Annotated in this window: 28 protein-coding genes, 2 tRNA genes and 1 pseudogene; 18 read left to right on the forward strand and 13 right to left on the reverse strand. The window is 75.3% G+C overall.

Annotated elements, in window-relative coordinates; all coding sequences use genetic code 11:
* Nucleotides 1–609: 609 nt before the first annotated feature.
* The 11 genes from ACIBAI_RS18010 to ACIBAI_RS18060 all read left to right on the forward strand — a co-directional run bounded on the left by ACIBAI_RS18010 (nt 610) and on the right by ACIBAI_RS18060 (nt 9582).
* Nucleotides 610–2583 carry an ATP-binding protein gene (locus tag ACIBAI_RS18010; protein WP_399035302.1) on the forward strand — a complete coding sequence of 658 codons (1974 nt, stop codon included), beginning with the start codon at nt 610–612 and terminating at the stop codon, nt 2581–2583.
* A 7-nt stretch (nt 2584–2590) separates the two neighbouring features.
* On the forward strand, nt 2591–3025 hold the full coding sequence (locus ACIBAI_RS18015) for a roadblock/LC7 domain-containing protein (RefSeq protein ID WP_399035304.1): 435 nt from the start codon (nt 2591–2593) through the stop codon (nt 3023–3025).
* 2 nt (nt 3026–3027) lie between these two features.
* Entirely contained in the window at nt 3028–3399 is a 372-nt protein-coding gene (locus tag ACIBAI_RS18020; RefSeq protein ID WP_399035454.1) for a DUF742 domain-containing protein, read from the forward strand.
* Nucleotides 3377–3994: a GTP-binding protein gene (locus ACIBAI_RS18025; RefSeq protein ID WP_399035306.1), complete on the forward strand. Its 618-nt coding sequence runs from the start codon at nt 3377–3379 to the stop codon at nt 3992–3994. Before ACIBAI_RS18020 ends, ACIBAI_RS18025 begins: the two co-directional genes overlap by 23 nt.
* Before the next feature lie 66 nt (nt 3995–4060).
* On the forward strand, nt 4061–4645 hold the full coding sequence (locus ACIBAI_RS18030; RefSeq protein WP_399035308.1) for a GAF domain-containing protein: 585 nt from the start codon (nt 4061–4063) through the stop codon (nt 4643–4645).
* Nucleotides 4646–4828: 183 nt separating this feature from the next.
* Complete coding sequence (tdh, locus tag ACIBAI_RS18035) at nt 4829–5857, forward strand: L-threonine 3-dehydrogenase (RefSeq protein ID WP_399035310.1); 1029 nt, start codon at nt 4829–4831, stop codon at nt 5855–5857.
* 25 nt (nt 5858–5882) lie between these two features.
* On the forward strand, nt 5883–7076 hold the full coding sequence (locus ACIBAI_RS18040) for a glycine C-acetyltransferase (RefSeq protein ID WP_399035312.1): 1194 nt from the start codon (nt 5883–5885) through the stop codon (nt 7074–7076).
* Nucleotides 7077–7125: 49 nt separating this feature from the next.
* The gene (locus tag ACIBAI_RS18045) at nt 7126–8028 is read left to right on the forward strand and encodes a LysR family transcriptional regulator (protein ID WP_399035314.1); all 903 of its coding nucleotides are present in this window, start codon (nt 7126–7128) and stop codon (nt 8026–8028) included.
* A 46-nt stretch (nt 8029–8074) separates the two neighbouring features.
* Nucleotides 8075–8662 carry a helix-turn-helix domain-containing protein gene (locus tag ACIBAI_RS18050; protein ID WP_399035316.1) on the forward strand — a complete coding sequence of 196 codons (588 nt, stop codon included), beginning with the start codon at nt 8075–8077 and terminating at the stop codon, nt 8660–8662.
* Nucleotides 8659–9192: a GNAT family N-acetyltransferase gene (locus ACIBAI_RS18055; protein ID WP_399035319.1), complete on the forward strand. Its 534-nt coding sequence runs from the start codon at nt 8659–8661 to the stop codon at nt 9190–9192. The genes ACIBAI_RS18050 and ACIBAI_RS18055 overlap by 4 nt, the downstream gene beginning before the upstream one ends.
* A gap of 30 nt (nt 9193–9222) precedes the next feature.
* Nucleotides 9223–9582, forward strand: a complete 360-nt coding sequence (locus tag ACIBAI_RS18060; RefSeq protein ID WP_344609384.1) for an MmcQ/YjbR family DNA-binding protein — start codon at nt 9223–9225, stop codon at nt 9580–9582.
* A gap of 86 nt (nt 9583–9668) precedes the next feature.
* Here the strand turns inward: ACIBAI_RS18060 and ACIBAI_RS18065 are convergent, their stop codons facing one another.
* Together ACIBAI_RS18065 and ACIBAI_RS18070 are read right to left on the reverse strand one after the other, a co-directional pair.
* Complete coding sequence (locus tag ACIBAI_RS18065) at nt 9669–10586, reverse strand: transketolase family protein (protein WP_399035321.1); 918 nt, start codon at nt 10584–10586, stop codon at nt 9669–9671.
* Between the two features lie 35 nt (nt 10587–10621).
* The gene (locus tag ACIBAI_RS18070) at nt 10622–11332 is read right to left on the reverse strand and encodes a transketolase (protein WP_399035322.1); all 711 of its coding nucleotides are present in this window, start codon (nt 11330–11332) and stop codon (nt 10622–10624) included.
* 159 nt (nt 11333–11491) lie between these two features.
* Here ACIBAI_RS18070 and ACIBAI_RS18075 point away from each other — a divergent pair.
* Nucleotides 11492–11565, forward strand: a tRNA-Pro gene (locus ACIBAI_RS18075).
* 115 nt (nt 11566–11680) lie between these two features.
* Here the strand turns inward: ACIBAI_RS18075 and ACIBAI_RS18080 are convergent.
* From ACIBAI_RS18080 to ACIBAI_RS18100, 5 genes are all read right to left on the reverse strand, one after another.
* Entirely contained in the window at nt 11681–12208 is a 528-nt protein-coding gene (locus ACIBAI_RS18080; protein WP_344609414.1) for an NUDIX hydrolase family protein, read from the reverse strand.
* Nucleotides 12209–12502: 294 nt separating this feature from the next.
* The gene (locus ACIBAI_RS18085; protein ID WP_399035324.1) at nt 12503–13315 is read right to left on the reverse strand and encodes an SAM-dependent methyltransferase; all 813 of its coding nucleotides are present in this window, start codon (nt 13313–13315) and stop codon (nt 12503–12505) included.
* 139 nt (nt 13316–13454) lie between these two features.
* Entirely contained in the window at nt 13455–13799 is a 345-nt protein-coding gene (locus ACIBAI_RS18090) for a DUF3140 domain-containing protein (protein ID WP_399035326.1), read from the reverse strand.
* Nucleotides 13800–13899: 100 nt separating this feature from the next.
* Nucleotides 13900–14379, reverse strand: coding sequence for a Dps family protein (locus tag ACIBAI_RS18095; RefSeq protein ID WP_399035327.1), 480 nt, complete (start codon nt 14377–14379; stop codon nt 13900–13902).
* The gene (locus ACIBAI_RS18100) at nt 14376–14633 is read right to left on the reverse strand and encodes a WhiB family transcriptional regulator (protein ID WP_399035329.1); all 258 of its coding nucleotides are present in this window, start codon (nt 14631–14633) and stop codon (nt 14376–14378) included. Before ACIBAI_RS18100 ends, ACIBAI_RS18095 begins: the two co-directional genes overlap by 4 nt.
* A gap of 405 nt (nt 14634–15038) precedes the next feature.
* Between ACIBAI_RS18100 and ACIBAI_RS18105 the strand changes: the two genes are divergently transcribed.
* The 4 genes from ACIBAI_RS18105 to ACIBAI_RS18120 all read left to right on the forward strand — a co-directional run bounded on the left by ACIBAI_RS18105 (nt 15039) and on the right by ACIBAI_RS18120 (nt 19615).
* Entirely contained in the window at nt 15039–16226 is a 1188-nt protein-coding gene (locus tag ACIBAI_RS18105; protein WP_399035331.1) for a thiolase family protein, read from the forward strand.
* Nucleotides 16227–16418: 192 nt separating this feature from the next.
* The gene (locus ACIBAI_RS18110; protein ID WP_399035333.1) at nt 16419–17930 is read left to right on the forward strand and encodes a long-chain fatty acid--CoA ligase; all 1512 of its coding nucleotides are present in this window, start codon (nt 16419–16421) and stop codon (nt 17928–17930) included.
* A 60-nt stretch (nt 17931–17990) separates the two neighbouring features.
* Nucleotides 17991–18764, forward strand: coding sequence for a sulfite exporter TauE/SafE family protein (locus ACIBAI_RS18115; protein ID WP_399035335.1), 774 nt, complete (start codon nt 17991–17993; stop codon nt 18762–18764).
* Nucleotides 18765–18868: 104 nt separating this feature from the next.
* The gene (locus ACIBAI_RS18120; protein WP_399035337.1) at nt 18869–19615 is read left to right on the forward strand and encodes a cobalt-precorrin-6A reductase; all 747 of its coding nucleotides are present in this window, start codon (nt 18869–18871) and stop codon (nt 19613–19615) included.
* 135 nt (nt 19616–19750) lie between these two features.
* Here ACIBAI_RS18120 and cobF read toward each other — a convergent pair whose 3' ends face one another.
* Both cobF and ACIBAI_RS18130 read right to left on the reverse strand, forming a co-directional pair.
* Nucleotides 19751–20521 carry a precorrin-6A synthase (deacetylating) gene (cobF, locus tag ACIBAI_RS18125; RefSeq protein ID WP_399035338.1) on the reverse strand — a complete coding sequence of 257 codons (771 nt, stop codon included), beginning with the start codon at nt 20519–20521 and terminating at the stop codon, nt 19751–19753.
* A gap of 121 nt (nt 20522–20642) precedes the next feature.
* Nucleotides 20643–21167, reverse strand: coding sequence for a DUF309 domain-containing protein (locus ACIBAI_RS18130; RefSeq protein WP_399035340.1), 525 nt, complete (start codon nt 21165–21167; stop codon nt 20643–20645).
* A 102-nt stretch (nt 21168–21269) separates the two neighbouring features.
* Between ACIBAI_RS18130 and ACIBAI_RS18135 the strand changes: the two genes are divergently transcribed.
* A tRNA-Pro gene (locus ACIBAI_RS18135) sits at nt 21270–21343 on the forward strand.
* 383 nt (nt 21344–21726) lie between these two features.
* Nucleotides 21727–22392: a lytic polysaccharide monooxygenase gene (locus ACIBAI_RS18140; protein ID WP_399035342.1), complete on the forward strand. Its 666-nt coding sequence runs from the start codon at nt 21727–21729 to the stop codon at nt 22390–22392.
* 58 nt (nt 22393–22450) lie between these two features.
* Here the strand turns inward: ACIBAI_RS18140 and ACIBAI_RS18145 are convergent, their stop codons facing one another.
* The 4 genes and pseudogenes from ACIBAI_RS18145 to iolB form a co-directional block, all read right to left on the reverse strand.
* The gene (locus tag ACIBAI_RS18145; RefSeq protein ID WP_399035343.1) at nt 22451–22918 is read right to left on the reverse strand and encodes a MarR family winged helix-turn-helix transcriptional regulator; all 468 of its coding nucleotides are present in this window, start codon (nt 22916–22918) and stop codon (nt 22451–22453) included.
* A 163-nt stretch (nt 22919–23081) separates the two neighbouring features.
* A pseudogene (locus ACIBAI_RS18150) lies at nt 23082–23246 on the reverse strand (UTRA domain-containing protein); the annotation flags it as partial.
* 66 nt (nt 23247–23312) lie between these two features.
* A complete protein-coding gene (gene iolD, locus ACIBAI_RS18155) occupies nt 23313–25184 on the reverse strand; it encodes a 3D-(3,5/4)-trihydroxycyclohexane-1,2-dione acylhydrolase (decyclizing) (protein WP_399035345.1) in 1872 nt (623 codons plus the stop codon).
* Nucleotides 25181–26074, reverse strand: a complete 894-nt coding sequence (gene iolB / locus ACIBAI_RS18160; protein ID WP_399035347.1) for a 5-deoxy-glucuronate isomerase — start codon at nt 26072–26074, stop codon at nt 25181–25183. The genes iolD and iolB overlap by 4 nt, the downstream gene beginning before the upstream one ends.
* Nucleotides 26075–26195: the final 121 nt, after the last annotated feature.

Genomic DNA, 26195 nt, shown 5'->3' on the forward strand with positions numbered 1-26195 from the left:
GGCCCCCGGGGGGGGGGGGGGGGGGGGGGGGGGGGGGGGCGGGGGGCGGCGGGGGGGGGGGGGGGGGGCGGGGGGCGCCCCCCCCAACCCCCCCCCCCCCCCCCCCGTCTACCGGGTCTGACCAGGGCAGATCGTTTTTGATCGGCTCCTGGACGGATATCTGAACGGCTTATCGGTCGGTCGTACGAATCCTCATACCAGAGCGGGACGCTCGCCGGGCGAGTTTGTCAACTGCCCCCCGCACATGATGCGCTGGTGACTACGGTGAGTGTCGGTCGGGCGACGCAGGGCCGAACACGCGTCCGCTCGACGGCACCGCGACGACCCGTGCCCGGCACGCCGAGCGCCGGGCCGGGGAACCGCCGTCGCGGATCGCAGCGGACCACAGGGGATCAGGGATCGGGGTCTGACCAGGTGCAGGTACAAGGCGGACGAGCGAGCGGACACGACGGGGCTCCCCGCTGCCCGGACCCGACGGCCGGGAGCCCGGGGGCGCCCGCGCCCGCCGGGCAGGCCGACGCGGACCCGCCCCGTTCCGGGCACGGCCGTGCGCCCCGGGCGACCCCGGTCGGGCCCGGCGCGTCCGGCCGGACCGGGCCGAGGACATCGGTGTCCCACCTGCGCGCTCCGGCCGTACGCGCGGACCGCCGTGCGGGCGGCCGGTACGGCGGGCCGCCCGCACGCACCGCCCCCGCGCCGCCCGAGACGCGCACCAGGGCCCGCCCGCTGCGCCTGGCCGTGCTGCCGCCCGTCGCGGTCGCCCTCAGCGGCTGCGCGGCCGTCCTGTTCACGGTCCGCTCCACCGGGGTCCGCCCGGGGCCGGCCCTGTGGGCGGTACTCGCCGGCGCGGTCGCGGTGACCCTCGCGAGCATCCTGGTCGCCGCCGTGGCCGCGCACCGCGCCGCGCGGTCCGTGCACGAACGCGTCGGCGCCCTGCGCCGCTCCACCGCCCGCCGCGAGGACGAACTGCGCGCCCTGGTCGAGTCGTTGCGCCGCGGCGACGGTCCGCCGCAGCGCCGGCCGCGCCCCGGCCCGGCGGGGAACGCCGACGAGGCCGGGGACACCGACGAGGCCGGGGACACCGACGAGGCCGGGGACACCGACGAGGCCGACGCCTTCGAACTGCTCGCCGCCGACCTGGCCCGCGCGCACGACGGCGCCGTCGCCGCCGTCGTCCAGGCCGCCCGGCTGTCCAGCCGGGCGGACAGCGAACAGAAGCTGGAGGTCTTCGTCAACCTCGCCCGGCGCCTGCAGTCGCTGGTGCACCGCGAGATCTCCCTCCTCGACGAGCTGGAGTACGAGATCGAGGACCCCGACCTGCTCAAGGGCCTCTTCCGCATCGACCACCTCGCCACCCGCACCCGCCGCCACGCCGAGAACCTCGCCGTGCTCGGCGGCGCCGTCTCCCGCCGCCAGTGGAGCAACCCGGTCCCCGTGACCGAGGTGCTGCGCTCGGCCATCGCCGAGGTCGAGCAGTACGCGCGGGTCAGACTGGTGCCGCCGGTCGAGGGCACCCTGCGCGGCCACGCCGTCGCCGACGTCATCCACCTGCTGGCCGAACTCGTGGAGAACGCCACGGTGTTCTCCGCCCCGCACACCCGGGTGCTGCTGCGCGCGAACCTCGTCGCCTCCGGACTCGCCGTCGAGGTCGAGGACCGCGGCCTGGGCATGCCGCCCGACGAGCAGAACCGGATGAACGCCCTGCTCGCCGACCCCGACCGGGTCGACGTCGGCCGCCTGCTGGCGGACGGCCGCATCGGGCTGTTCGTCGTCTCCCAGCTGGCCCGGCGGCACGGCATCGCCGTGCGGCTGCAGACCACCGTCCACGGCGGGGTGCAGGCGGTCCTGGTGGTGCCGCAGGCGCTGCTGGGCACGGACCCGGCGCAGCCGCGGGACACCGCCGGCGCCGGCCCGGCGCCCGCACCGCGGCCCCGGCCGCCGCAGCCCGCGGCCGGCCCGGACACACGGACGACGCCCACCGCCCCCGCCGTACCGGCCCGGCCGCCGCAGGAGCGCGCCGCGGCGCCGTACGACGGCGCGCCGCCCCCGCTGCCGGTGCGCGGCGCCCGCGAGGAACGGCCCGGCCCGGCCGAGGCCGCACCCGGCGTCCGGCCCGAGGACCGGCGGACCCTCGCCGCGCACGAGGGCGCGCCCCTCACCCCGCGCCACGCCGCCGCACGCGCCGTCGTGGACAAGCCCGGCCTGCCCCGCCGCCGGGCCCGGGAACACCTCGCCCCCCAGCTGCGCGCGGGCCCGCCGCCCCGCCCGGAACCGGCCGATCCCGTCGGCCACGACCCCGGCCTGATGGCGGCCTTCCGGCGCGGCATCGGCCTCGCCGAAGCCCGGCAGCACCCGGAGCCGGGCCACCGGGAGCCGACGCACCCCGAACCGGCCCCCGCGGACACCCCGCCCCCGGGCACGCCCCGGTCCCTGTCCGGCGAGGCGCCCCGCACCCGGGGCGGCGCGCCCGCGACCGCCCCGACCACACCCCCCGGTACGACGGGAGCGCACCGGCCGGATGACCGCCTCCGTCCCCGGCCCCGTCCCGAGCGCTCCCGCAGACCCCCGTATCCCAAGGAGTAGACCCACCATGGCGAGCGAAGCGCAGACCGCCCAGGTATCCGACCTCGACTGGCTGATGAGCGGCCTCGTGCAGCGCGTACCGCACACCACCGCCGCGGTGCTGCTGTCCTGCGACGGGCTGGTGAAGTCCGTGCACGGCCTCGACCCGGACAGCGCCGACCACATGGCCGCCCTGGCCTCCGGCCTGTACTCCCTCGGCCGCAGCGCCGGCGTCCGCTTCGGCGACGCCGGGGAGGTGCGGCAGGTCGTCGTCGAACTCGACTCGACCCTGCTGTTCGTGACCACCGCCGGCTCCGGCACCTGCCTCGCGGTGCTCGCCGGCCGCGAGGCGGACGCGGCCGTCCTCGGCTACGAGATGGCCATGCTGGTCAAGAGCGTCCGCCCGTACCTGGTGACCGCTCCCCGGCAGCACACCGCCGCACCCCCGGCGACGAGGCCTTGAGCGTGGCGGCGGCCGGCGACGGACCCTGGCTCGACGAAGCGGCCGGACGGCTGGTGCGCCCCTTCACGGCCAGCGACGGCCGCACCCGGCCGACCGTCGCACTGGACCTGATGTCGCAGGTGATGGCCACCGGAGCCACCCCTCTCGGCTACCTCGGCCCCGAACACGCGCAGGCACTCGACCGGTGCCGCGCGCCCGTCGCGGTCGCCGAGGTGGCCGCCCACCTCGAACTGCCGGTGGCGGTCACCAAGGTGCTGCTGTCGGACCTCGTCGACCGCGGGGCGCTCACCGCCAAGCCCCCCGCGGTCCACCACCACCCCACGGACCGGGCCCTTCTGGAGGCAGTGCTCGATGGACTACGACGCCAGCTCTGACCACGGCGACGGCGCCGACCCCTTCCCCACCGCCCTGAAGATCCTGGTGGCGGGCGGGTTCGGTGTGGGCAAGACCACCTTCGTCGGCGCGGTCAGCGAGATCGCGCCGCTGAGCACGGAGGAACTGCTCACCACGGTCGGCGCCGCGACCGACGACCTCGACGGCGTCGAGAACAAGCGGGAGACGACCGTGGCCATGGACTTCGGCCGCATCGCCCTCGACGCGCGGCACGTGCTGTACCTGTTCGGCACGCCCGGCCAGGAACGGTTCTGGTTCCTGTGGGACGAGCTGTGCGAGGGCGCGCTCGGCGCGGTCGTCCTCGCCGACACCCGCCGCCTGGCGGACTCCTTCGCCGCCGTCGACTTCTTCGAGCAGCGCGGACTCGCCTTCGTCGTCGCCGTCAACGAGTTCGACGGCGCCCACCGCTACGACCCGCAGGAGGTGCGCGCCGCCCTCGACCTGCCCCCGCAGGTCCCCGTCGTGCGCTGCGACGCCCGGCTCTCCAGCTCCGGCGTGCAGACCCTGCTGACCCTCGTCCGCCATCTCATCGCCCGCACGCCGGCCCCCGCGACGGGCCACGGCGTCCCCCGGTGACCCGCACACCGCCACGGAGCCGCACATGCGTCATGTCCGCCACGCCCCCGGCGACGGAATCCGCCCATGAGCTACGACCCGCCGCGCCCGGCCGGTCGCCTGCTGCTCACGCCCGCGGACGAGGAGGCCCCCGCCCGCGTCCGGCGACTGCGCCGGCTCGGCCTGGGCCGGCGCCCGGAGCCCGCCCTCGACGCCTTCGCGGGCCGCCTCGCCGAGCGGACCGAGGCGCCGTACGCCGTGGTCAACCTCCCCGACGAAACCGGGCAGTTCTTCGCGGGCCTGCACACGCCGGGCGGCGCGGGCCGCACCGCGAGCGCCCGGGACGCCCGGCACGCCAAGCCCGCGCCGGGCCGCCGGCTGCCGCGGGAGTACGGTTTCTGCCCCCATGTGATGGCCCGCCGCAAGGCGCTGGTCCTGGAGGACGTCCGCGACTACCCGCGGTTCGCGGGCAACCCGGTCGTCGACGAGTTCGGCGTCCGGTCCTATCTGGGCGCGCCCCTGATCGACGGCACGGGGACCGTGCTGGGCACGGTGTGCGTCGCCGACGCGGAGCCGCGGCCGTGGGGCCGGGCCGGCCTGGAGACCATCAAGGCGACGGCGTCGGACCTGGCGGTGCGGCTGGAGCAGCTGGCCGACGGGTTCCCGCTCTGACGGCACCCGCGGCCGTGCGCGGGCGCGGCGTGAAGGAAAGCTGCGGCGCCGGTTAAGAAAACCTCGATGGACCCGGGGCGGCGGCGTACGGCAGATTGCTGTCCGATTCCACCGCTCTCCCCGGTCGCGGGCCGCTTCGGTCCGCCCTGCCGCCGGGGTCTCACCCCGTCAGGAGCCGTAGCGTTGAAGGCGCTGGTCAAACAGAAGGCGGAGCCCGGGCTCCGGCTGACGGACGTCCCCGAGCCCGCCGTCGGACCCGGCGACGTACTGATCAAGGTGCTGCGGACCGGCATCTGCGGCACCGACCTGCACATCCGGGCCTGGGACGGCTGGGCGCGGCAGACGATCCGCACCCCGCTGGTGGTCGGGCACGAGTTCGTCGGGGAGGTCGTCGAGACCGGGCGGGACGTCACCGACGTCAAGGCGGGCGACCGGGTCAGCGGCGAGGGCCACCTGGTGTGCGGCAAGTGCCGCAACTGCCTGGCCGGACGCCGGCACCTGTGCCGGGCCACGGTCGGTCTCGGCGTGGGCCGGGACGGCGCCTTCGCCGAGTACGTCGCCCTGCCCGCCGCCAACGTGTGGGTGCACCGGGTGCCCGTCGACCTCGACATCGCCGCGATCTTCGACCCGTTCGGCAACGCCGTGCACACCGCCCTGTCCTTCCCGCTCGTCGGCGAGGACGTACTGATCACCGGCGCCGGGCCGATCGGGCTGATGGCCGCCGCCGTCGCCCGGCACGCCGGCGCGCGGAACGTGGTGATCACCGATGTGAGCGAGGAACGGCTGGAACTGGCCCGCAAGATCGGTGTGAGCCTGGCGCTGAACGTGTCGCGGGCGGCCATCGCCGACGGGCAGCGGGAACTCGGCCTGCGCGAGGGCTTCGACATCGGCCTGGAGATGTCCGGCCGCCCCGAGGCGCTGCGCGACATGATCGCCAACATGACCCACGGCGGGCGCATCGCGATGCTCGGCCTGCCGACGGAGGAGTTCCCCGTCGACTGGGCCCGGATCGTCACCTCGATGATCACCCTCAAGGGCATCTACGGCCGGGAGATGTTCGAGACCTGGTACGCGATGTCGGTGCTGCTGGAGGGCGGTCTCGACCTCGCCCCCGTGATCACCGGCCGGTACGGCTACCGCGACTTCGAGGCGGCCTTCGAGGACGCGGCGAGCGGACGCGGCGGCAAGGTCGTCCTCGACTGGACCGCGTGACCCCCTACAGCTCAGGAGCTTTGGAATGTTCGACTCCGTGCGCGACGACCTGCGCGCCACCCTCGACGAGATCCGCGCCGCCGGCCTGCACAAGCCCGAACGCGTGATCGACAGCCCGCAGTCCGCGACCGTCCGCGTCACCGCCGGCGGCCGCCCGGGCGAGGTGCTCAACTTCTGCGCCAACAACTACCTCGGCCTCGCCGACCACCCCGAGGTCCTCGCCGCCGCCCACCGGGCGCTGGACCGCTGGGGCTACGGCATGGCGTCCGTGCGCTTCATCTGCGGCACCCAGGAGGTGCACAAGGAGCTGGAGGCCCGGCTGTCGGCCTTCCTGGGCCAGGAGGACACCATCCTGTACTCCTCCTGCTTCGACGCCAACGGCGGCGTCTTCGAGACCCTGCTGGGCCCGGAGGACGCGGTGATCTCCGACGCGCTCAACCACGCCTCGATCATCGACGGCATCCGGCTGTCCAAGGCCCGCCGCCTCCGCTACGCCAACCGCGACCTGGCCGACCTGGAACGGCAGTTGAAGGACGCCTCCGGCGCGCGCCGCCGGCTGATCGTCACCGACGGCGTCTTCTCCATGGACGGCTACGTGGCGCCGCTGCGGGAGATCTGCGACCTCGCCGACCGCTACGACGCCATGGTCATGGTCGACGACTCGCACGCCGTCGGCTTCGTCGGACCCGGCGGCCGCGGCACGCCCGAACTGCACGGCGTGATGGACCGCGTCGACATCCTCACCGGCACCCTGGGCAAGGCCCTCGGCGGCGCCTCCGGCGGCTACGTCGCCGCCCGCGCCGAGATCGTCGCCCTGCTGCGCCAGCGCTCGCGGCCGTACCTGTTCTCCAACACCCTCGCCCCGGTGATCGCCGCCGCGTCCCTGAAGGTCCTCGACCTGCTGGAGTCGGCGGACGACCTGCGCGTCCGGCTCGCCGGGAACACCGCGCTGTTCCGCCGCCGGATGACCGAGGAGGGCTTCGACATCCTCCCCGGCGACCACCCCATCGCGCCGGTGATGATAGGCGACGCGGCGCGGGCCGGACGGATGGCGGAACTGCTCCTGGAACGCGGCGTGTACGTGATCGGCTTCTCCTACCCGGTCGTGCCGCAGGGCCAGGCCCGCATCCGCGTCCAGCTGTCGGCCGCGCACTCCACCGAGGACGTGAACCGCGCGGTGGACGCGTTCGTGGCGGCGCGGAAGGAGCTGGGCGACTGACACCGGCCGGGTGGCCGAAAAACGCCCGCGACCTGAGAGAATCGTCCGCATGATCGAAGCGCGGCGGCTGCACATCCTCCGTGCGGTGGCCGACCACCGCACGGTGACGGCGGCTGCCGCCGCGCTGTACCTGACCCCCTCGGCGGTGTCCCAGCAGCTCACGGCGCTGGAGCAGGAGACCGGCCACCGTCTGGTCGAGCGCGGCGCCAAAGGGGTGCGGCTGACCCCGGCCGGCGAGATCCTGCTCGGCCACACCCATGCCGTCCTCGCCCAGCTGGAGCGGGCCGAGGCGGAGCTCGCCGCCTACCGCTCGGGGCAGGCCGGCACGGTCACCGTGGCCTCCTTCGCGACCGGCATCGCGCTGGTCGTCGCGCCCGCGGTGGCCCGCCTCGCCGCGACCTCGCCCGGCATCCGCCTCCGCGTGCAGGACGCCGAGGGCGACGCCAGCCTGCCGATGGTGCTGGACCGGCAGGTCGACGTGGCGGTCGCCGTCGAGTACCGCGGGGCGCCGCCCGCCGACGATCCCCGGCTGACCCACGTCCCGCTGTACGCCGAGCCCTTCGACGCGGTCGTGCCCGTCACCCACCGCCTCGCCGACGCCGGCGAGGTGCCGCTCGCCGAGCTGGCCAAGGACCCGTGGATCGGCCCGTACCCCGGCAACCCCTGCCACGACGTGGTGGTGCTGGCCTGCGAGGCCGCGGGCTTCCAGCCCCGGCTGGAGCACTCCTCGGACGACTTCCGCGCGGTCGTGGCGCTGGCCTCGGCCGACGTGGGCGTGGCCCTCGTCCCGCGCTCCGCGCTGCGCGGCATGGACCTGACCGGCGTCGTGGTCCGCCCGGTCGACGGCGTGGCGCCCACCCGCCGGGTCTTCGCCGCCGTGCGCCGGGGGGCCGAGGGGCATCCGCTGATCCGCCCGGTGCTGGACGCGCTGGGCGAGGCGGCACCGGCGTGAGCGTTCCGTAACCCGGGCGTCTCATGTCCGGGATAGGTTCCCGGACATGAGAAACGCCTCGAAGGCTTCGGAGGCCCCGGACTCCGTCGACGCCCGGCTCGGCGCCCGGTTGGCCGAGCTGCGGGCCGAACGCGGCTGGTCGCTGGAGGAGTTGGCGCAGCGCAGCGGAGTGAGCCGGTCCACCCTGTCGCGGGCCGAGCGCGCGGAGACCAGCCCCACCGCCGCGCTGCTCAACCGCCTGTGCGCCGTCCACGGACGGACCATGTCCCAGCTGCTCGGCGAGGTCGAGGCACGGCCGGCCCCGCTGGTGCGGGCGGCCGAGCAACCGGTGTGGGAGGACCGGGACTCCGGCTTCGTGCGGCGCTCCGTGTCCCCGCCGCACGCCGGGTTGCGCGGCGAACTCGTCGAGGGACGGCTCGCCGCGGGCGCCGACATCGCCTACGACCGGCCGCCGGTGCCCGGCCTGGAGCAGCACATCTGGGTCCTGGAAGGCGCCCTGCGCGTGACGGCGCAGGACGTCGTGCACCGGCTCGGCGCCGGAGACTGCCTGCGGCTGCGGGTGTGGGGGCCGGTCCGGTTCCGGTGTCCCGGCCCCGCGGGGGCGCGGTACGTGCTGGCGGTGGTGCTGCCGTGACCGTGACCCGCCTGGACGAGGCCCGGTTCCTGGACTCCCTCGACGGCCTGGCCGGCCTGCTCACCGACACCGTGGACGGCGGCGCCTCGGTCGGCTTCCTGGCGCCGCTGGACGGCGCCGAGGCCGTCGCCTGGTGGAGGGGGCGGGCCGCAGCGGTCGCCGCCGGGCGGCTCGCCGTGTGGGTGGCGCGCGGGGGGGACCGGGTGACCGGCACCGTCGGCCTCGCCTTCGCCGACAAGCCCAACAGCCGCCACCGGGCCGAAATCGTGAAGCTGATGGTGCACCGGGAGGCCCGCGGCCGGGGCCTCGGCCGCGCGCTCCTGGCCACCGCGGAGGAGGCCGCCGCCGCGGCCGGTGTCACGCTGCTCCACCTGGACACCGAGACCGGCAGCCCGGCCGAGCACCTCTACCGCACCGCCGGGTGGACCCGGGCCGGGGTGATCCCCGACTACGCGGCGGACCCCCGGGGAGTGCTGCGGCCCACGACGCTCTACTACAAGCACGTGGGAACCGGCGCCCCCGGCGGGTGACTGTCGGTGGCGGCGGCTACGGTGCCTGCCATGCCGGATGCCGAAGACGTACGCCGTATCGCCCTGTCCCTGCCGGACACCACGGAGAAGATCGCCTGGAGCATGCCCACGTTCCGGGTCGCGGGGAAGATGTTCGCCACGCTGCCCGAGGACGAGACCTCCATGGCCGTGCGCTGCCCCAAGGAGGAGCGCGACGAACTGGTGCTGGCCGAGCCGGAGAAGTTCTGGATCGCCGGCCACGAGGCCCAGTTCGCCTGGATCAGGGTCCGTCTCGCCGCGCTCGACGGCGAGGACGAACTGCGCGACATCCTCGCCGACTCCTGGCGCCAGGCGGCCCCGTCCCGGCTGCTGGAGGCCCATCCCCGGCTGGGGGTGCCGGCCGCGGGCTGAGAAGCCCCGGGCGCCGTCCGTGCCCCGCGGCACGGTCCGGGGACAAGGGGGGGCCGGAAGCCGGGGGCGAACTCCGGCCGCCGGCCTCACCGGCGGCCCGCCGCCCCGCCCCCGACGAACCCCGCGATCCGCTCCCGCAGCGACCGGGCGTCCAGGCCGTGGGCGGCGACGTGCTCCTCGACGCGGCCGTACCGGCGCAGCTCGCGGCGGCCCACGCCCAGGCCCAGCACGCGGTGGGGCACGTCGGACAGGGCGTCGTTCGCGGCGGCCGTCGATGTGCCGGCCAGGTACGGCTCGACCAGGACGACGTCCGTCCCGGCGGCCCCGGTGGCCCGGCGCAGCGCGGCGGCGTCGAAGGGCCGGACGGTCGTCGCGTACAGCACGGTGACGTCGAGGCCCTCCGTGGCGGCGAGCACCGCGTCCAGCACCGGCCCGACGGCGACCACCACGCCGGAGCGCCCCTCGCGCACGGCGAGGAACCGCTGCCCGTCGACGGGCAGCCCCCGGCCGTTCGACTGCACGGACAGCCGCACGTACACCTTGTCGTCCCCGGCGGCCACCGCGTGCCGCAGCAGCGCCTCGGCCTCGTCCGGATGTCCCGGCACGTGCACGGTCCAGCCGTCCAGGGTGTCGAGCAGCGCCACGTCACCGGGCGCCATGTGCGTGTATCCGCCGGCCGGCCAGTCGAAGGACGCGGCGGCGCTCACCAGCACCGCGCCCACGTCCTGGTGCCCGAGGTCCAGCTTCACCTGCTCGAACGGCCGCTCGACCAGGAAGCTGGCGAAGGTGTGCACGACGGGCCTGAACCCGGTCAGCGCCAGCCCGGCAGCGGCCCCGACGAGGAGCTGCTCGCGGATGCCGACGTCGATGACCCGGTCGGGGTGGCGGCGGTGGGCCCCGGCGAAGGCGTCCCCGCCGATCACGGCGAGGACCACCGCCACGCGCGGATCCTCGTCGAGCAGCCGGGAGACGACAGGGGCGAAACGGTCACGCATGGTGTCCATCGGGGTACCTTCCTGGCGAGCGGGATGTGAAGGGGTCAGGCGGACTTCGGCTCCACCCGGGCCACGACCACGTGCGGCCGGCCCGGATGCGGCGCGGTGAAGGCCGCGTACAGCGCCTCGTGGTCGCGGCCGTCGGCGGTCACCGCCGACCAGCCCGCCGCCTCGAAGCGGGCCGCGATGCCGCCGGGCAGGGCGTGGCCGGCGGAGGCGTTGTCGACGACGACGGTGTGCAGCCGGTCGAGCCCGGCGGGCCCGGCGAAGGCGATGGCCTCGTGGTTGCTGCCCTCGTCCAGCTCGGCGTCCCCGATCAGCACCCACACCTGCGGCTCGTGCCGCCCCTGGGCGCGCAGCCCCAGCGCCGTCCCGACGGCGATCGGCAGGCCGTGCCCCAGCGAGCCGCTGCCGATCTCCACTCCCGGCACCAGTGTGCGGTCGGGGTGGTGGCCGAGCGGGGAGTCGTAGGAGCCGAAGCCGGGGAGCCAGTCGACGGGCAGGTACCCCTTGGCGGCCAGGACGGCGTAGTACGCCATCGGCCCGTGCCCCTTGGACAGCAGGAACCGGTCCCGCCCGGGATCGTCCGGCCGCTCGGGGCCGCCCCGCAGCACCCGGTCGTAGAGCACCCACAGCACGTCCAGCGTGGACGTCGCGGCCGGGCCGTGTTTCTCGTCGCCGGTCATCAGGCTCATCAGGCCGGGCAGATCGGCGTAGCCGTACGTACGTGCGTCGGGTTTCTCGGTGATCGTCATACGGACGATCGTGCAACCTCGATCAAACTTGAGGTCAAGGGGTGTGTCGCGGTGGCGCCCCGCGCCGGTGCGGCGGAAACGGGCGCGCGACCACCGCGTTGAGTGCGGTATTGTTTCCTTCAGCGTCGGGCCAGGGGAAAACCCAGGTCAGACGGGTAACGGGACGTGGCGCAGCTTGGTAGCGCACTTGACTGGGGGTCAAGGGGTCGCAGGTTCAAATCCTGTCGTCCCGACTGTCGAAGTCGCGGATCGGAGGCCGTCCCCCCGAGCGGGGGGACGGCCTCCGTCGTGTTCGTACGCGGGACCCGGCCGACCCGTCCGCCGCCCGCGGCGGCGGACCGGCGCGGGTCAGATCACGCAGCCCACATGGGCCAGTGCCTGCTTGAGCAGCACCCCGTGGCCGCCCGGCATCTCGCTCTGCACCGCCGGCGACAGGGCCTCCTGCGGGCTGAACCAGACCAGGTCGAGCGCGTCCTGCCGGGGCCGGCAGTCGCCGGTGACCGGGACGACGTAGGCGAGGGACACGGCGTGCTGGCGGGGGTCGTGGTACGGCGTGACGCCCTGCGTCGGGAAGTACTCCGCGACCGTGAAGGGCTGCAGCGAGGCCGGGACGCGGGGCAGCGCCACGGGGCCGAGGTCCTTCTCCAGGTGGCGCAGCAGGGCGTCGCGGACGCGTTCGTGGTGCAGTACCCGGCCGGAGACCAGGGTCCGGCTGACCGTTCCGTCGGGTCCGATGCGCAGCAGCAGGCCGACGCTGGTGACTTCGCCGCTGTCGTCCACGCGCACGGGCACCGCCTCGACGTACAGGATCGGCATGCGGGCGCGCACCAGTTCCAGCTCGTCGGTGGTCAGCCAGCCCGGCGTGGTTTCGGTCATGTCAGACATTGCTTGATCATACTTTCAGGCCGTTCCGCTGCGGGGGAGCTGCTCGGCGCCGACTGTGACCTGCCCCACGTCGGTCGGCCGCCGTCGGTGACTGCCCGGGGCGCCGCCGGTCAGGCGGCGGGTCCGGCGGGTGCCGTCGGGCCCCGCCCGCACCGCGGCCGCCCGCCGCCGCGCCGTTCCCGCTCGTCGTCGGGGTGCCCGCCGGGCCGGCGCGGGCGGTCGTGCGTCCTGCGCACGGGGCTCGGCCGGCCCGCGCACCCGGGGCGGGGCGTCGGGGCCCCGGTGTCAGGGCTTCACGGCGACCGCGCCGAACTGGGGTACGGGAGCGGCGGCGGGGTCCTCGGCACGCCACCGCGAGCACGACACCAGGCCCGGTTCGAGCAGCTCCAGGCCGTCGAGGAAGGCGGCGACGTCGGCGCGGCCGCGGGCGGTGATCGGCGGGGTGGCGTTCTCGTTCCAGAACCGCATGGCGGGTATCTGGCCCTCGCCGCCGAGGTCGGGGTCGAAGGTCGGGTGGGTGAGGACCAGATGGCTGCCGGAGGGGACCGCCGCCATGACCCGGTGGGCGATGTCCCGCGCCTTGTCGGTGTCGAGGACGAAGTTGAGGATGCCCAGCATCATCACCGCGACGGGCCGGCCGAGGTCGAGGGTCCGCGCGGCGCGTTCGAGGAAGGCGTCCGGGTCGTGCACGTCCGCGTCGATGTAGTCGGTGGCCCCCTCGGGGGTGCCGGTCAGCAGGACGCGGGCGTGCGCGAGCACGACGGGGTCGTTGTCGACGTACACGATCCGCGACTCGGGCGCGATGCGCTGGGCTATCTCGTGGGTGTTCTCCGCGGTCGGCAGTCCGGTGCCGATGTCGAGGAACTGCCGTATGCCGCGCTCCTCGGCGAGGAACCGCACCGCGCGGCCGAGGAACTCGCGGTCGGCGCGGGCGACGTCCCGGATGACCGGGAACATCCCGGCGACCTGCTCGCCGACCCGCTGGTCGACCTCGTAGTTGTCCTTGCCGCCGATCCAGTAGTTCCACACGCGCGCGTTGTGCGCCACACCGGTGTTCAGCCTCGCGGCCCCGCTCGTCGGGGTGTGGCTCTCGCTCACGTGCCTGCTCCTTCTGGTGCGCCTGCGGTCGTCACCGCCCATTGTGCCGTCCGGTGATCACGCTGTCCCGGAAACGGACGCGGGCGCCGCCCCGTCGGGTGGGGCGGCGCCGGAGCGGGGGAGTGCCGGGCGGGGGCCGCTACGCCTTGAGCGGGTCGTGGCCGAGCGTCATCAACCGGTGCCGGCGGCGGGTGTCCTCGGGGGTGCCCTCCGCCGCGGGCTCGCCCTCCGGGTCCGTCTGGGCGGTGACCGTGTCCACGACCTTCCGCATCACGCGGATGTCGTCCTCGGTGAGGTCGGTCCGCCGCTTCTGCAGGATCGACAGGACGTGCTGCCCGGTGGGCGTGCCCGCGTTCTCCGGCAGCGGTTCCGTCTCCTCGTCGGCGTCGCGCATCCGCAGCCAGGCCGCGAGCTCCGCCGAGGTCATGTTCACCACGCGGTGGAAGTCCTCCCACAGCGCGTCGAGTTCGAGGGCGTCGGTCATCGGGTGCCCCTTCCGTGCGGGTCGTCGGACGATCCCTCGCGCACGTGCGGCGGCGCGCACGTGCGGTCGTCGGTGCGTACCTGTGCTGCCCGGGTGCCGGTCAGTCGCGCGGCCAGTTCTCCGCGTCGAACATCCAGCGCTGCTTCTCCAGCTCGCCGGTGATGGCGATCAGCAGGTCCTGTGTGACCGGGTCCGGCTTCTCGGTCGCCTCGATGCGCTCGCGCAGCCGCCGGATCGCCTCCTCCAGCGCCTCGACCATCATCTGGACGACGTCCGCGTCGCGCACCCAGCCCTCCTTCGGGCCGGGCAGCTGGAAGCGGGCGGCGATGGTCTCCGGGCGGCCGTCCGGCGCGACGCCGAGCGCCGCGGCGCGCTCCGCCACCGTGTCGGCGAACCCGCGTGCGGTCGAGACCACCTCGTCGAGCTGGAGGTGGATGGAGCGGAACCTCGGCCCCACGATGTTCCAGTGCGCCTGCTTGCCGATCAGTGACAGGCCGAGCATGTCCACCAGGGTGTCCTGGAGCGCGTCGCCGGCGATCCGGCGGGCGTCGTCGGGCAGCGTGCTCTTCACAACCGTCATAGCGCACTTCTCCTTGTCGCGTCGTACATGGGGGCACGGAGCAGTGCGTCGCGCTCCTCCTCGCAGGTCCCGCCCCACACTCCGGAGGTCTGCCCGCTGCTCAGCGCGAACGTCAGACACTCGGTGATCACCGGGCAGCGGGAGCAGATCCGCTTGGCGGCCTCGGTGTCCCGCAGCGCCGGTCCCGCCGCGCCCACGGGGAAGAACAACTCGGGGTCCTCGCCCGCGCAGGCGGCGCTCCGCAACCACTCCATGGAGGCGCGGGTGCCCAGGGCGAACCTGCGCAAACGCGGCGCGCGGCGGCCCGGGAAGGGTGTCCGGGGCCGCGGAACAGGGGGCCGCCGGGGTGTTCCGGGGCGGTGGCGGCCGGCTGGAGCGGGACCCGGGCCGGCCCGTCGCGGCGGCCGGCGCGCGCCCCCGGCCCGCACGGCGCGGGCCCGGCGTGCCGGTCCCGGCCGGCGGTCCCGGCCCGGGCGTCGGCCACGGCTCCCCGGCCGCGCCGGTGGGGGTCCGGGGGCCTTCCCAGGCAGCCGCCGACGGGTCTATAGTCCAAAACTAGCAGTGCTAATTAATCTTGGTCGTGCCCGCCGCCGAGATCAGCCGCCGGCGTCGGCTGTACCGGCGCCGGCCGCCGAGCGACGTCGGTCAGGAGTCCCCTCGTGCGTCCCGTCCACTTCGCGGCCGCCCGCCGCACCCCCATCGGCAAACTGCGCGGCGCCCTGTCCACCGTGCGGCCCGACGACCTCGCCGCCGCCGTCGTCCGGGGCCTGGTCGCCGCCGTGCCCGCCCTCGACCCGGCCCGGATCGACGACGTCTACTGGGGCGCCGCCAACCAGGCCGGCGAGGACAACCGCAACGTCGCCCGCATGGCCGCCCTGCTCGCGGGCCTGCCCGAGACCGTGCCCGGCGCCACGGTGAACCGGCTGTGCGCCTCGGGCCTGGAGGCGGTCACCACCGCCGCCCGCACCATCGCCGCGGGCGAGGCCGACATCGTCGTCGCCGGCGGCTCCGAGTCGATGAGCCGCGCCCCCTTCGTCCTGCCCCGCCCCGACGAGGCCCTGCCGCACCGCGTCGAGACCCACGACACCCGGCTCGGCTGGCGCCTGGTCAACCCGGCGATGAAGGACCTGCACGGCCTGCTGTCGATGGGCGAGACGGCGGAGGAGGTCGCCGAGCGGTACGGCATCCCGCGCGAGCGCCAGGACGAGTTCGCGCTGCGCAGCCACCGCCTGGCGGCCGACGCCCGCAAGAACGGCCACTTCGACGACGAACTCCTGCCGGTCGAACGCCCGGACGGCGTGGTCGTCGACCGCGACGAGTGCGTCCGCGAGGACACCTCGTACGAGAAGCTGGCGAGGCTGAAGCCGGTCTTCCGCGCGGGCGGCACGGTCACCGCGGGCAACGCCTCACCGATGAACGACGGCGCCGCCGGGCTGCTCCTGGTCAGCGAGGAAGCCCTGGACGACCTCGGGCTGGAGTCGCTCGGCCGCTACGTCGCCGGGGCCTCGGCCGGCGTCCACCCGGACGTCATGGGCATCGGCCCGGTCCCCGCCACCCGCAAGGCGCTGGCGCGCGCCGGGTGGGACGTCGGCGACCTCCAGGAAGCCGAGTTCAACGAGGCGTTCGCGGCCCAGGCCCTCGCCTGCGTGGACCGGCTCAGCATCGACCCGGACCTGGTCAACCCGAGCGGCGGCGCCATCGCCCTCGGCCATCCGCTCGGCTGCTCCGGCGCCCGCATCCTCACCACCCTGCTCCACCGCATGCGCCGCACGGGGGCGGCGCGGGGCCTGGCGACGATGTGCGTCGGCGTGGGGCAGGGAAGCGCGGTACTGGTCGAACGGCCCTAGAACCGCGCGGAACGGCACCCGTACGGCGGTGACAGCGACGGGCCGGCCCGCCCCGGCCGGTCCGCGCTCGCGGACGAGGCCGTACCGGCCGGGGCGGGCGTCCGGGCGGCGGATCCCCGGCGCAGCCACCGCCCCGCCGCGCAACCACAGACCCCCACCGCACAGCCGCAGCAAGGAAACGGAGCACCACCCATGGCAACCCTCTCCGTCGCCGTCATCCTCGCCGAGAACGCCCGGCGCCGGCCCGACCGGACGGCCCTCGTCGAAGGCGACCTGCGCCTGACCTTCGCCGAGGTGTGGCGGCGCGCCCTCGCCCAGGCCGGGGCACTGGCCGAACTGGGCGTCCGGCCCGGGGACCGGGTCGCGCTGATGGCGCCCAACACCGCCGAGTTCCCGCAGGCGTACTACGCGATCGCCGCGGCGGGCGGCGTCGTCGTGCCCGTGCACCTGCTGCTGTCGCCGCCGGAGGTCGAGCACGTCCTGACGGACAGCGGGGCGACGCTGCTGCTGTGCCACCCGGGGCAGGCGGAGACCGGCACGGCCGCCGCACGGGCCGCCGGGGTGCGCGTCGTCACGCTGGGCGCCGAGTTCGAGCGGCTCGCCGCGGCCGCCGAACCGCTCCCGTCGTACGTCACCCGCGACGCCGACGACCCGGCCGTCGTCTTCTACACCAGCGGCACCACCGGCGTCCCCAAGGGCGCCGTGCTCAGCCACTTCAACCTGGTGATGAACGCGACGGTCAACGCCTTCGACGCCAACGACATCCGCCCCGACGACATCGCCCTCGGCGCGCTGCCGCTGTTCCACGCCTTCGGGCAGACGGTGTCGCTGAACTCCACCTGGCGCGCCGGCGCGACGCTGGTGCTGCTGCCGCGCTTCGACGCGGCGCGGGCGATCGAGCTGATGGTGCGGGAGAAGGTCGACACCTTCCACGGCGTGCCCACCATGTACGTCGCCCTCGTAGCCGCCGCGGCCGACGCGGAGGAGCTGCCCGACCTGCGGGTGTGCGTCTCCGGCGGCGCCTCCCTGCCCGTCGCCGTGCTGGAGCGGTTCGAGGAGGTGTTCGGGACGAGGATCTACGAGGGGTACGGGCTGTCGGAGACCTCCCCGACGGCGACCGTGAACCAGCCGGTGTTCGGCACCAGGCCCGGCACCATCGGCCACCCCCTGTGGGGCGTCGACGTGGAGATCGCCCGCGCCGGGACCGAGGACCGCGTCGAGCTCCTCCCGCCGGGCGAGCTGGGCGAGGTCGTCGTCCGCGGCCACAACGTCTTCTCCGGCTACCTCGGCCGCCCCGAGGCCACCGCCGAGGCGCTCGTCGACGGCTGGTTCCGCACCGGGGACCTCGGCACCAAGGACGACGAGGGCTTCCTGCGGATCGTCGACCGCAAGAAGGACGTCATCATCCGCGGCGGCTACAACGTCTATCCGCGCGAGGTCGAGGAGGTCCTGATGCGCCACCCCGGCGTCGCCCAGGCCGCCGTCATCGGCCTGCCCGACGACCTGCACGGCGAGGAGGTGTGCGCGGTGGTCGTGCCCGCCCCGGGCGCCGCCGTGGACGCCGCCGGGATCACCGAGTGGTCCCGGCGGCACCTGGGACGCCACAAGTACCCGCGGCGCGTGGAGTTCACCGACGCCCTGCCGCTGGGGCCGAGCATGAAGGTGCTCAAGCGGGAGCTGCGCGCCCGGTACGCCTCCCGCTAGGACCACCCGGCGGGACGGCCCGCGCGCCGCCGGCCGGGTGGGCATAGCATCGGTCCCCGCATGAACACGATGACGCTGTGGCACATCACCGGCTGGGAGTTCGCCGCGCTCGCCTTCGCGGCCCTGCTCGTCGGCTTCTCCAAGACCGCCGTGAGCGGGGCCAACACGGTCAGCCTCGCCGTCTTCGCGGCGGTCCTGCCCGCCCGGGCCTCCACCGGCGTGCTGCTGCCCATCCTGATCGCCGGGGACGTCCTGGCCGTCCTCGCCTACCGGCGGCACGCCCACTGGCCCACGCTGTGGCGGCTGTTCCCGGCGGTCGCGGCCGGGGTCGTGGCCGGCACCGTGTTCCTGATGTGGGCGGACGACGCGATCGTGCGCACCTCGATCGGCGCGATCCTGCTGCTGATGGCCGCGGTGACGCTGTGGCGCCGCCGGACGGCCGGGGCGGCGGACGAACCGGACGCGGTCACCACCCGCGCGGGCCGCGTCAAGGCCCGCGCCTACGGCGTCCTCGGCGGCTTCACCACCATGGTCGCCAACGCGGGCGGCCCGGTGATGTCGATGTACCTCCTCTCCGCGGGCTTCCGCAAACTCGGCTTCCTCGGCACGTCGGCCTTCTTCTTCCTGGTCGTCAACGTCTCCAAGCTGCCCTTCAGCGCCGGTCTCGGCCTGATCGACGGCCGTTCGCTGCTGCTGGACGCGGCGCTCGTGGCCTTCGTCGTGCCCGGGGCGCTGCTCGGCGCCTGGGCGGTGAACCGGATCGACCAGCGGCTGTTCGAGCGGCTGGTGATCGCGGCGACGGTCCTGGGCGGTCTGCAACTGCTGCTGCGCTGACGTCCCGGCGGCGCGGAAGGGCCGGCGCGACAGCCGACGACGTGGTCCGGCGGGCCGCTCACCCCCCTGCCGCCCCGGACCCGGTCACCCCGTACGCTCACCCCATGCCCCCGCACGTCCTGATCCTCGGCGGCACCACCGAGGCCCGCCGGCTGGCCGCCGAGCTGGCGGCGCGGCCCGGGGTGCGGGTCACCACCTCGCTCGCGGGGCGGGTGAGCCGGCCGGGGGCGCTCGACGGGGACGTCCGGACCGGCGGCTTCGGCGGGGCGGACGGTCTGGCCGCGTGGCTGCGGGAGCGGCACGTGGACGCCCTGGTCGACGCCACGCACCCCTTCGCCGAGTCGATCACGGCGAACGCGGCGCGGGCCGCGGCGGCGGCCGGCGTGCCCGCGGTGGTCCTGCGCCGCCCGGGCTGGCGGCCCGGCCCCGGGGACCGCTGGCACCCCGTCGCGTCCCTGGCCGCCGCCGCGGAGCTGCTGCCGCGGCTGGGCCGCCGGGTGCTGCTGACCACGGGCCGCCTGGGGCTGGCCGCCTTCGCGCACCTGACGGGACTCCACTTCGTCGCGCGGTCCGTGGAACCCCCCGGGCCGCCGATGCCGCCGGACACGCACGTGCTGCTGGCGCGCGGCCCGTTCACCGTGGCCGGCGAGACGGAGCTGCTGCGCGCACACCGCATCGACGTGCTGGTCACCAAGGACAGCGGGGGACGGGCCACGGCGGCCAAGCTGACGGCCGCCCGCGACCTCGGTCTGCCGGTGGTGGTGGTGCGCCGCCCGCCGCTGCCGGCGGGCGTCACCGCGGTGCCCGACGTGGCGGGCGTCCTGGAGCGGCTCGGCCTCACCCCGCCGTGACCGGGGCGCGGACGCGGCCGACGGCGCGCGGCACCCCGTCCCGGTCCTCGGCCCCCTCCACCCCCGCGGCACCGGGTACGGCTTCCCGGGCCCGGTGCCGCGGGGCTCGCGGAAGCGGGCGGGGGTCCGGCCGGGTCAGTCCCGCGGACGCCGGCGCAGCAGGTACGTGTCCATGATCCAGCCCTTGCGCTCCCGGGCCTCGGCGCGCAGCCGCTCGATGCGGGGCGCGGCCTCGGCGATCGGGCCGGAGACGAGGATCTCGTCGGGGGTGCCTATGTAGGCGCCCCAATAGATGTCGATGTCCTCGTCGGCGTACCGCCGGAAGGCCTGGTGGGCGTCGAGCATCACCACCACGTCGTCCACCCCCTCGGGCAGGCCCTCCGCGAGCCGCCGGCCCGTGGTGATCTGGACCGGCCGGGCCACCCGGTTCAGGCCCGTGCGGTGCCGGGCGACGAGCGCGGAGACACTGCTGATGCCGGGCACGACGTCGTACTCGAACGCCACCGTGCCGCGGGCCAGGACCTCCTCCAGGATCCCGAGCGTGCTGTCGTACAGCGCCGGGTCGCCCCACACCAGGAACGCGCCGCTGCCGTCCTCGTCCAGCTCCTCGGCGATCAGCCGCTCGTAGACGTCGGCGCGGGCGCTGCGCCAGTCCCCGACGGCCGGCGAGTACGCCGCGCCGCCCGCGCCGCGGTCCCGCTCCGGGTCGCGCGCCTCGACCACGCGGTACGTCCCCTCCGGCAGATGCGCGTCGAGCATGTCCCGGCGCAGCCGCACGAGGTCCGCCTTCACCTCGCCCTTGTCCAGGACGAAGAACACGTCCGTGCTCCGCAGCGCCTTGACCGCCTGCAGGGTCAGCTGGTCGGGGTCGCCCGCGCCGATACCGATGACATGAATCTTTCGCACCCCCCGAGTCTGCCGCACGCCGCCGGCGGCCGGCGCACCGCGCCCGGCCGAGCGGCGCCGGACGCCCCGCCGCAGGTGCCGCGCCCGCCGCCCGCGCCGGGACCCCGTCAGGACGGCCCCGTCACGGCGCTTTCCGCAACCGCGGCGCCCGCGCCCCCGCGTCCACGGCCCCGCCGCCCCGCTCGACCTCCTCCGCGAGCTCCCGCGCCCAGGCGACGACGCCCGCGAGATCCACCCCGTACGGCCGCGGCCGGCCCGAGGCCGACGCCCAGTCCTCGGCGGCACCGGCCCCGCGCCGCAGCAGCCGGGCGCCGCCCGTGGCGTTCCCCCGGGCGGCGTGCGTGAGCCCCACGGCGAGCTGGGCGAGGCCCCGCCACAGTTCGCGCTCCTCCTCGGGGCCCGACTTCCACGCGTCCTCGAACACCTCGTGCGCGTGGAACGGCCTGCCCCGGTCCAGCAGCCGCTGCGCCTCGGCGACCGTCTCCCCGGGGGCGCGCACGACGCCCTCGGGCTGCCGGGGCACGCCGTCCGCGCCGTACGGCAGGGGCCGCCCGAGCCCGTCCCGCGGCCGGGCGTTGCGCGCCCGCCCCTCGCCGTCGCGGTCCCGCGCGCCCACCGGCCGTCCTGAGGATGTGCTGCTGCCCATACCCCGATTGTCCCGCCTTCCCCGGCCCCTTTCTGCGCGGCCCGGGGTGTGCGGTAAAGTGCTGTCCGCGCGATCACGCGGTTTCACCGCGCGGAGGCGCATCGGGACGTGGCGCAGCTTGGTAGCGCACTTGACTGGGGGTCAAGGGGTCGCAGGTTCAAATCCTGTCGTCCCGACTCGTCGCAGGACGGTCGGAGGCCGTACCGGAGCATTCCGGTACGGCCTCCGACCGTTGCGGCGGCCCGGCCGCTCGCGGAGCACCGGCCCGGACGCGCGGCGCCTTCCCCCGTCCCGGCGTCCCCGGCCGTGCCGCTCCGCCGCCGTCCGGAAGGCACCGGGCGGATCGGCCCGGCCGCGCCTCCCCACCCTCGCGTCCCACGCCTCGCCGCAGGAAATGCGCCACCTCGATACGGAAGTGGCGCAATCGAATGTTGCCGTCCTGTTTCCCGGCGCGCAGCCTGGGCCGTGCGGGAGCGCTCCCACGTTCGCCCCCCACCACCCGCAGGGCGCTCCCGCACGCGTCCGGAGAGCGAATCCCCCACGTCCGGGAGAAGAGACCATGATCTGTCATGATCACATCAGAAACATCAGGCTGCGGCTCACCCTCGTCCTGGTCGCAGCGGCGCTCCTCGCACTGATCCCCGGGAGCGGCACCGCCGGCGCCCACGGTTCGGTCGTCGACCCGGCCTCCCGCAACTACGGCTGCTGGCTCCGCTGGGGCAGCGACTTCCAGAACCCGGCCATGGCCCAGCAGGACCCCATGTGCTGGCAGGCCTGGCAGGACAACACCAACGCCATGTGGAACTGGAACGGCCTGTACCGCAACGGTTCGGCCGGCAACTTCCAGGCCGTCGTCCCCGACGGGCAGCTGTGCAGCGGCGGCCGTACCGAGGGCGGGCGCTACAACTCGCTGGACGCGGTGGGCCCCTGGAAGACCACGGACGTCGGCAGCAACTTCACCGTGCAGCTGTACGACCAGGCCAGCCACGGCGCGGACTACTTCCTGGTCTACGTCTCGCGCCAGGGCTACGACCCCACCACCCAGCCGCTGAAGTGGAGCGACCTGCAACTGGTCGCCCGCACCGGCAAGTACGCCCCGAGCCAGAACTACTCGATCCCCGTGAGCACCTCGGGCTTCAGCGGCCGCCACGTCGTCTACACGATCTGGCAGGCGTCGCACATGGACCAGACCTACTTCATGTGCAGTGACGTGAACTTCCGCTGAGCTGCCCCACGGTCCGTCAGGTCCCCGCCGGAGCAGGCCGCCGGCGGGGGCACGGCGTTCAGACCTCCCCGTCCCGGCCCTCCGGGGGCGCCTCCACCAGGGGCGGTTTTCCGCGGGGCGCGGCCAGCGCGTGCCGCAGCGCGGCGGCGTTGTCCCGGCCGATGCGGTCGGCGAGGACGCCCTCGATGACGGTGAGGGCCGCCTGCGCGCGCCGGTGGACGCGGGCGCCCTCCGCGGTGGTGCGGATCAGGCGGTTGCGCGCCGAGGCGGGGTCCGGGACCTGCTCCAGCAGACCGAGGGTGAGCAGGCCGTGAACGGCCTGGTGGGCGGTCTGCCGGGTGACGCCGAGGCGGCGCGAGAGCTCGGCGACCGTCGTGCCCTCCGCGTCCAGGCGGGCGAAGATCTGGCCCTGGGCGATGGTCAGCGGCTGCTCGCCCGCCGCACGCATGCTCGCCGTGAGCGAGTCGTCGAACCAGCGCTTGGCGTCGGCCAGCAGCAGGGGCATGTTCGGTGCGGGTCGGGTCATGACTCCTCGGGTTGCTCGGGCCCTGAGCATACGAGCCGGGGCGCGCAAGGGACCGTCACGGCGACAGCGCCGGGCTCCCCGCCGACCCGGTCCGGGCTCCCCGCCGACCCGGTCCGGACTCCCCGCCGACCCGGGCCGGGCGCCCGCCGCCCCGCCGCGGGTCTCAGGGCCTGACCAGCAACTGGAAGTCGAAGGCGTACCGGGACGCGCGGTGGAGGTGCGTCCCGTGCTCCACCGGCCGGCCGGTGTCGTCGTACGCCGTGCGCCGCACGGTGAGCAGCGCGGCGCCCTCCCGCTCACCGAGGCGGGCGGCCTCCTCGGCGGTGGCCGGCGGGCACCGGGGCCGGCCGGGGCCGTCCGGCACGGGCTGCAGGGCCTTTCGGCGAGGGGGAGTTCACAGGTGGCGGCGGCGGCCGGCGGCCTGGCGGTCGTACTCCCGGCGCGCCCGCACGGCGGCCTCGCGGGAGGCGGTCCCGGCCACGGGCACGTCCCACCAGGCCTCGGCGGGGGGAGCGGTGGGGGACGGGTCGGTCTCGACGTACACGCAGGTCGGCCGGCCGGCGGCGCGGGCCGTCGCCAGCGCCTCGCGCAGCTCGCCCACCGTCCTGGCGCGCAGCACGTCCATGCCGAGGCTCGCGGCGTTCGCGGCGAGGTCCACGGGCAGCGGGGCGCCGGTGAAGGTGCCGTCGGCGGCCCGGTGGCGGTAGGCGGTGCCGAACCGCTCGGCGCCGACCGACTCGGACAGGCCGCCGATGGAGGCGTACCCGTGGTTCTGGACCAGGACCACCTTGACGGGCAGGCCCTCCTGCACGGCGGTCACGATCTCCGTCGGCATCATCAGATAGGTGCCGTCGCCGACCAGCGCCCACACCGGCGTGCCGGGCGCGGCCTGCTGGACGCCGATCGCGGCCGGGATCTCGTAGCCCATGCAGGAGTAGCCGTACTCCAGGTGGTACTGGCGCGGGGAGCGGGCCCGCCACAGCTTGTGCAGGTCGCCGGGGAGCGAACCGGCCGCGTTGATCACCACGTCGTCGTCGCCCACCACCGCGTCCAGCGCGCCGATCACCTGCGTCTGCGTCGGTACGGCGCCGTCGTCGTCGGCCCGGCAGGCGGCCTCGACGACCCGCTCCCAGCGCTCCTTGCCGGTGCGGTACTCCGCCTCGTACGCCGGGTCCACCCGGTGGCCCGGGAGGGCTTCGGCGAGCTGTTCGAGACCGGTGCGCGCGTCGCAGACCAGGGTCCGCGCGGCCAGCTTGTGGGCGTCGAACGCGGTGATGTTGAGGTTGAGGAAGCGGACGTCCGGGTTCTGGAAGAGGGTGCCGGAGGCCGTGGTGAAGTCCGTGTACCGGGTGCCGACGCCGATCACCAGGTCGGCGGTGCGGGCGAGACCGTCGGCGACCGCCGTGCCGGTGTGGCCGATGCCGCCGAGGTCGGCGGGGTGGTCGTGGCGCAGCGAGCCCTTGCCGGCCTGGGTGGAGGCGACCGGGATCCCGGTGGCGTCCGCGAACGCCCGCAGCGCCGCCTCGGCCTCGCTGTGGTGGACGCCGCCGCCCGCGACGACCAGCGGGCGGCGGGCGGCGCGGACCAGGCGGACCGCCTCCGCCAGCTCGGCCGGGTCCGGTGCCGGACGCCGTACGTGCCAGACGCGCTCGGCGAAGAACTCCTCCGGCCAGTCGAAGGCCTCCGCCTGCACGTCCTGCGGGAGGGCCAGCGTCACCGCGCCGGTCCCGGCCGGGTCGGCCAGCACCCGCACCGCGTTCAGCGCGGAGGGGATCAGCGCCTCGGGGCGGGTGATCCGGTCGAAGTAGCGCGAGACCGGGCGCAGCGTGTCGTTGACGGACACGTCCGCCTCCACCGGGTGCTCCAGCTGCTGGAGCAGCGGGTCGGCGGCGTGCGAGGCGAAGTAGTCGCCGGGCAGCAGCAGCACCGGCAGGCGGTTGACCGTCGCGAGGGCCGCCCCGGTCACCAGGTTGGTGGCGCCCGGGCCGATCGACGTCGTCACCGCCTGCGCGGACAGCCGGTTCAGCTGGCGGGCGTAGCCGACGGCCGCGTGCACCATGGACTGCTCGTTGCGGCCCTGGTGGAACGGCATGACGTCCGCGTGCTCGACGAGCGCCTGGCCGATCCCGGCGACGTTGCCGTGGCCGAAGACGCCCCAGATGCCGGCGATCAGCCGGCGGCGTACGCCGTCCCGCTCGGTGTGCTGGGCGGCCAGGAACCGAACCAGGGCCTGGGCGGTGGTCAGTCGGCGGGTGGCGGTGCTCATACGGAGGTCTCCGGGGCGGTGTAGAGGGGGAGGCGGGGGTCGACGGGCTGGTCCGGCCAGGTGTCGCGGATCCAGGCGTGGCCGGGGTGGTCGCGGATCAGCCAGGCGCGTTCGGCCCCGGGGCCGGCCATGACGTTGAGGTAGTACATGTGGTGGCCGGGCACGGCCATGGAGGGCCCGTGCCAGCCGTCCGGGATCAGGACGACGTCGCCGTCGCGCACCTCGGCCAGCACGTCCGTCTCCCGGCCCGGGCCGGACGGGGAGACCCGCTGGTAGCCGAGGCCCGGGGTGCCGTCGTGGGCGGCGAACTCGAAGTAGTAGATCTCCTCCAGCGCCGACTCCTCGCCCGGCCGGTGCTCGTCGTGCTTGTGCGGCGGGAACGACGACCAGTTGCCGCCCGGGGTGAGCACCTCGACGGCGATCAGCCTGTCGCACGCGAACACCCCGGCCGCGCCGAAGTTGTTGACCTGGCGGGAGCAGTTCCCGGCGCCGCGCAGCTCGACGGGGACGGACGCGGCCGGCCCGTAGCGGGCGGGCAGCCGGCGGGCGCAGCGCGCGCCGGTGAGCGCGAACCGCCCGCCGCCGGCCGACGTCACGGTCGTACGGGCGTCGCGCGGCACGTACGCGAAGTCGCTCACGGCGCTGAAGACGTCCGCGCGGCCGTGCAGCGCGAAGGTCTCCCGGCCCGCGTCGTCGGCGCTCGTCACCGTGCAGCCGCCGCGCAGCGGGAGGACGATCCACTCGCTGTCACCGGTGTCGAAGGTGTGGGTGCCGCCGGGCGGGAGCTGCAGGACGCGCAGGCTGGAGCAGCCCCAGCCGGCCCGCTCGGGCGTGATGTCGACGACGTAGGGTCCGCCGGGGGCCTGGCCCGCGGGAAGGTGGAACGTCATGGTGTGCCTCTCCGACTCGCAGCAGGGCTGATGGGCGTGGCAACGGGCCCGCGGGTCGCGACCGGCTCCGGCGGCGGGCGGCGGGCGGCGGGCGGCTCCGGCTCCGCGGCGGGCTGCGAGG

It is taken from the genome of Streptomyces sp. NPDC051041, assembly GCF_044456065.1.
Classification (GTDB): domain Bacteria; phylum Actinomycetota; class Actinomycetes; order Streptomycetales; family Streptomycetaceae; genus Streptomyces; species Streptomyces glaucus.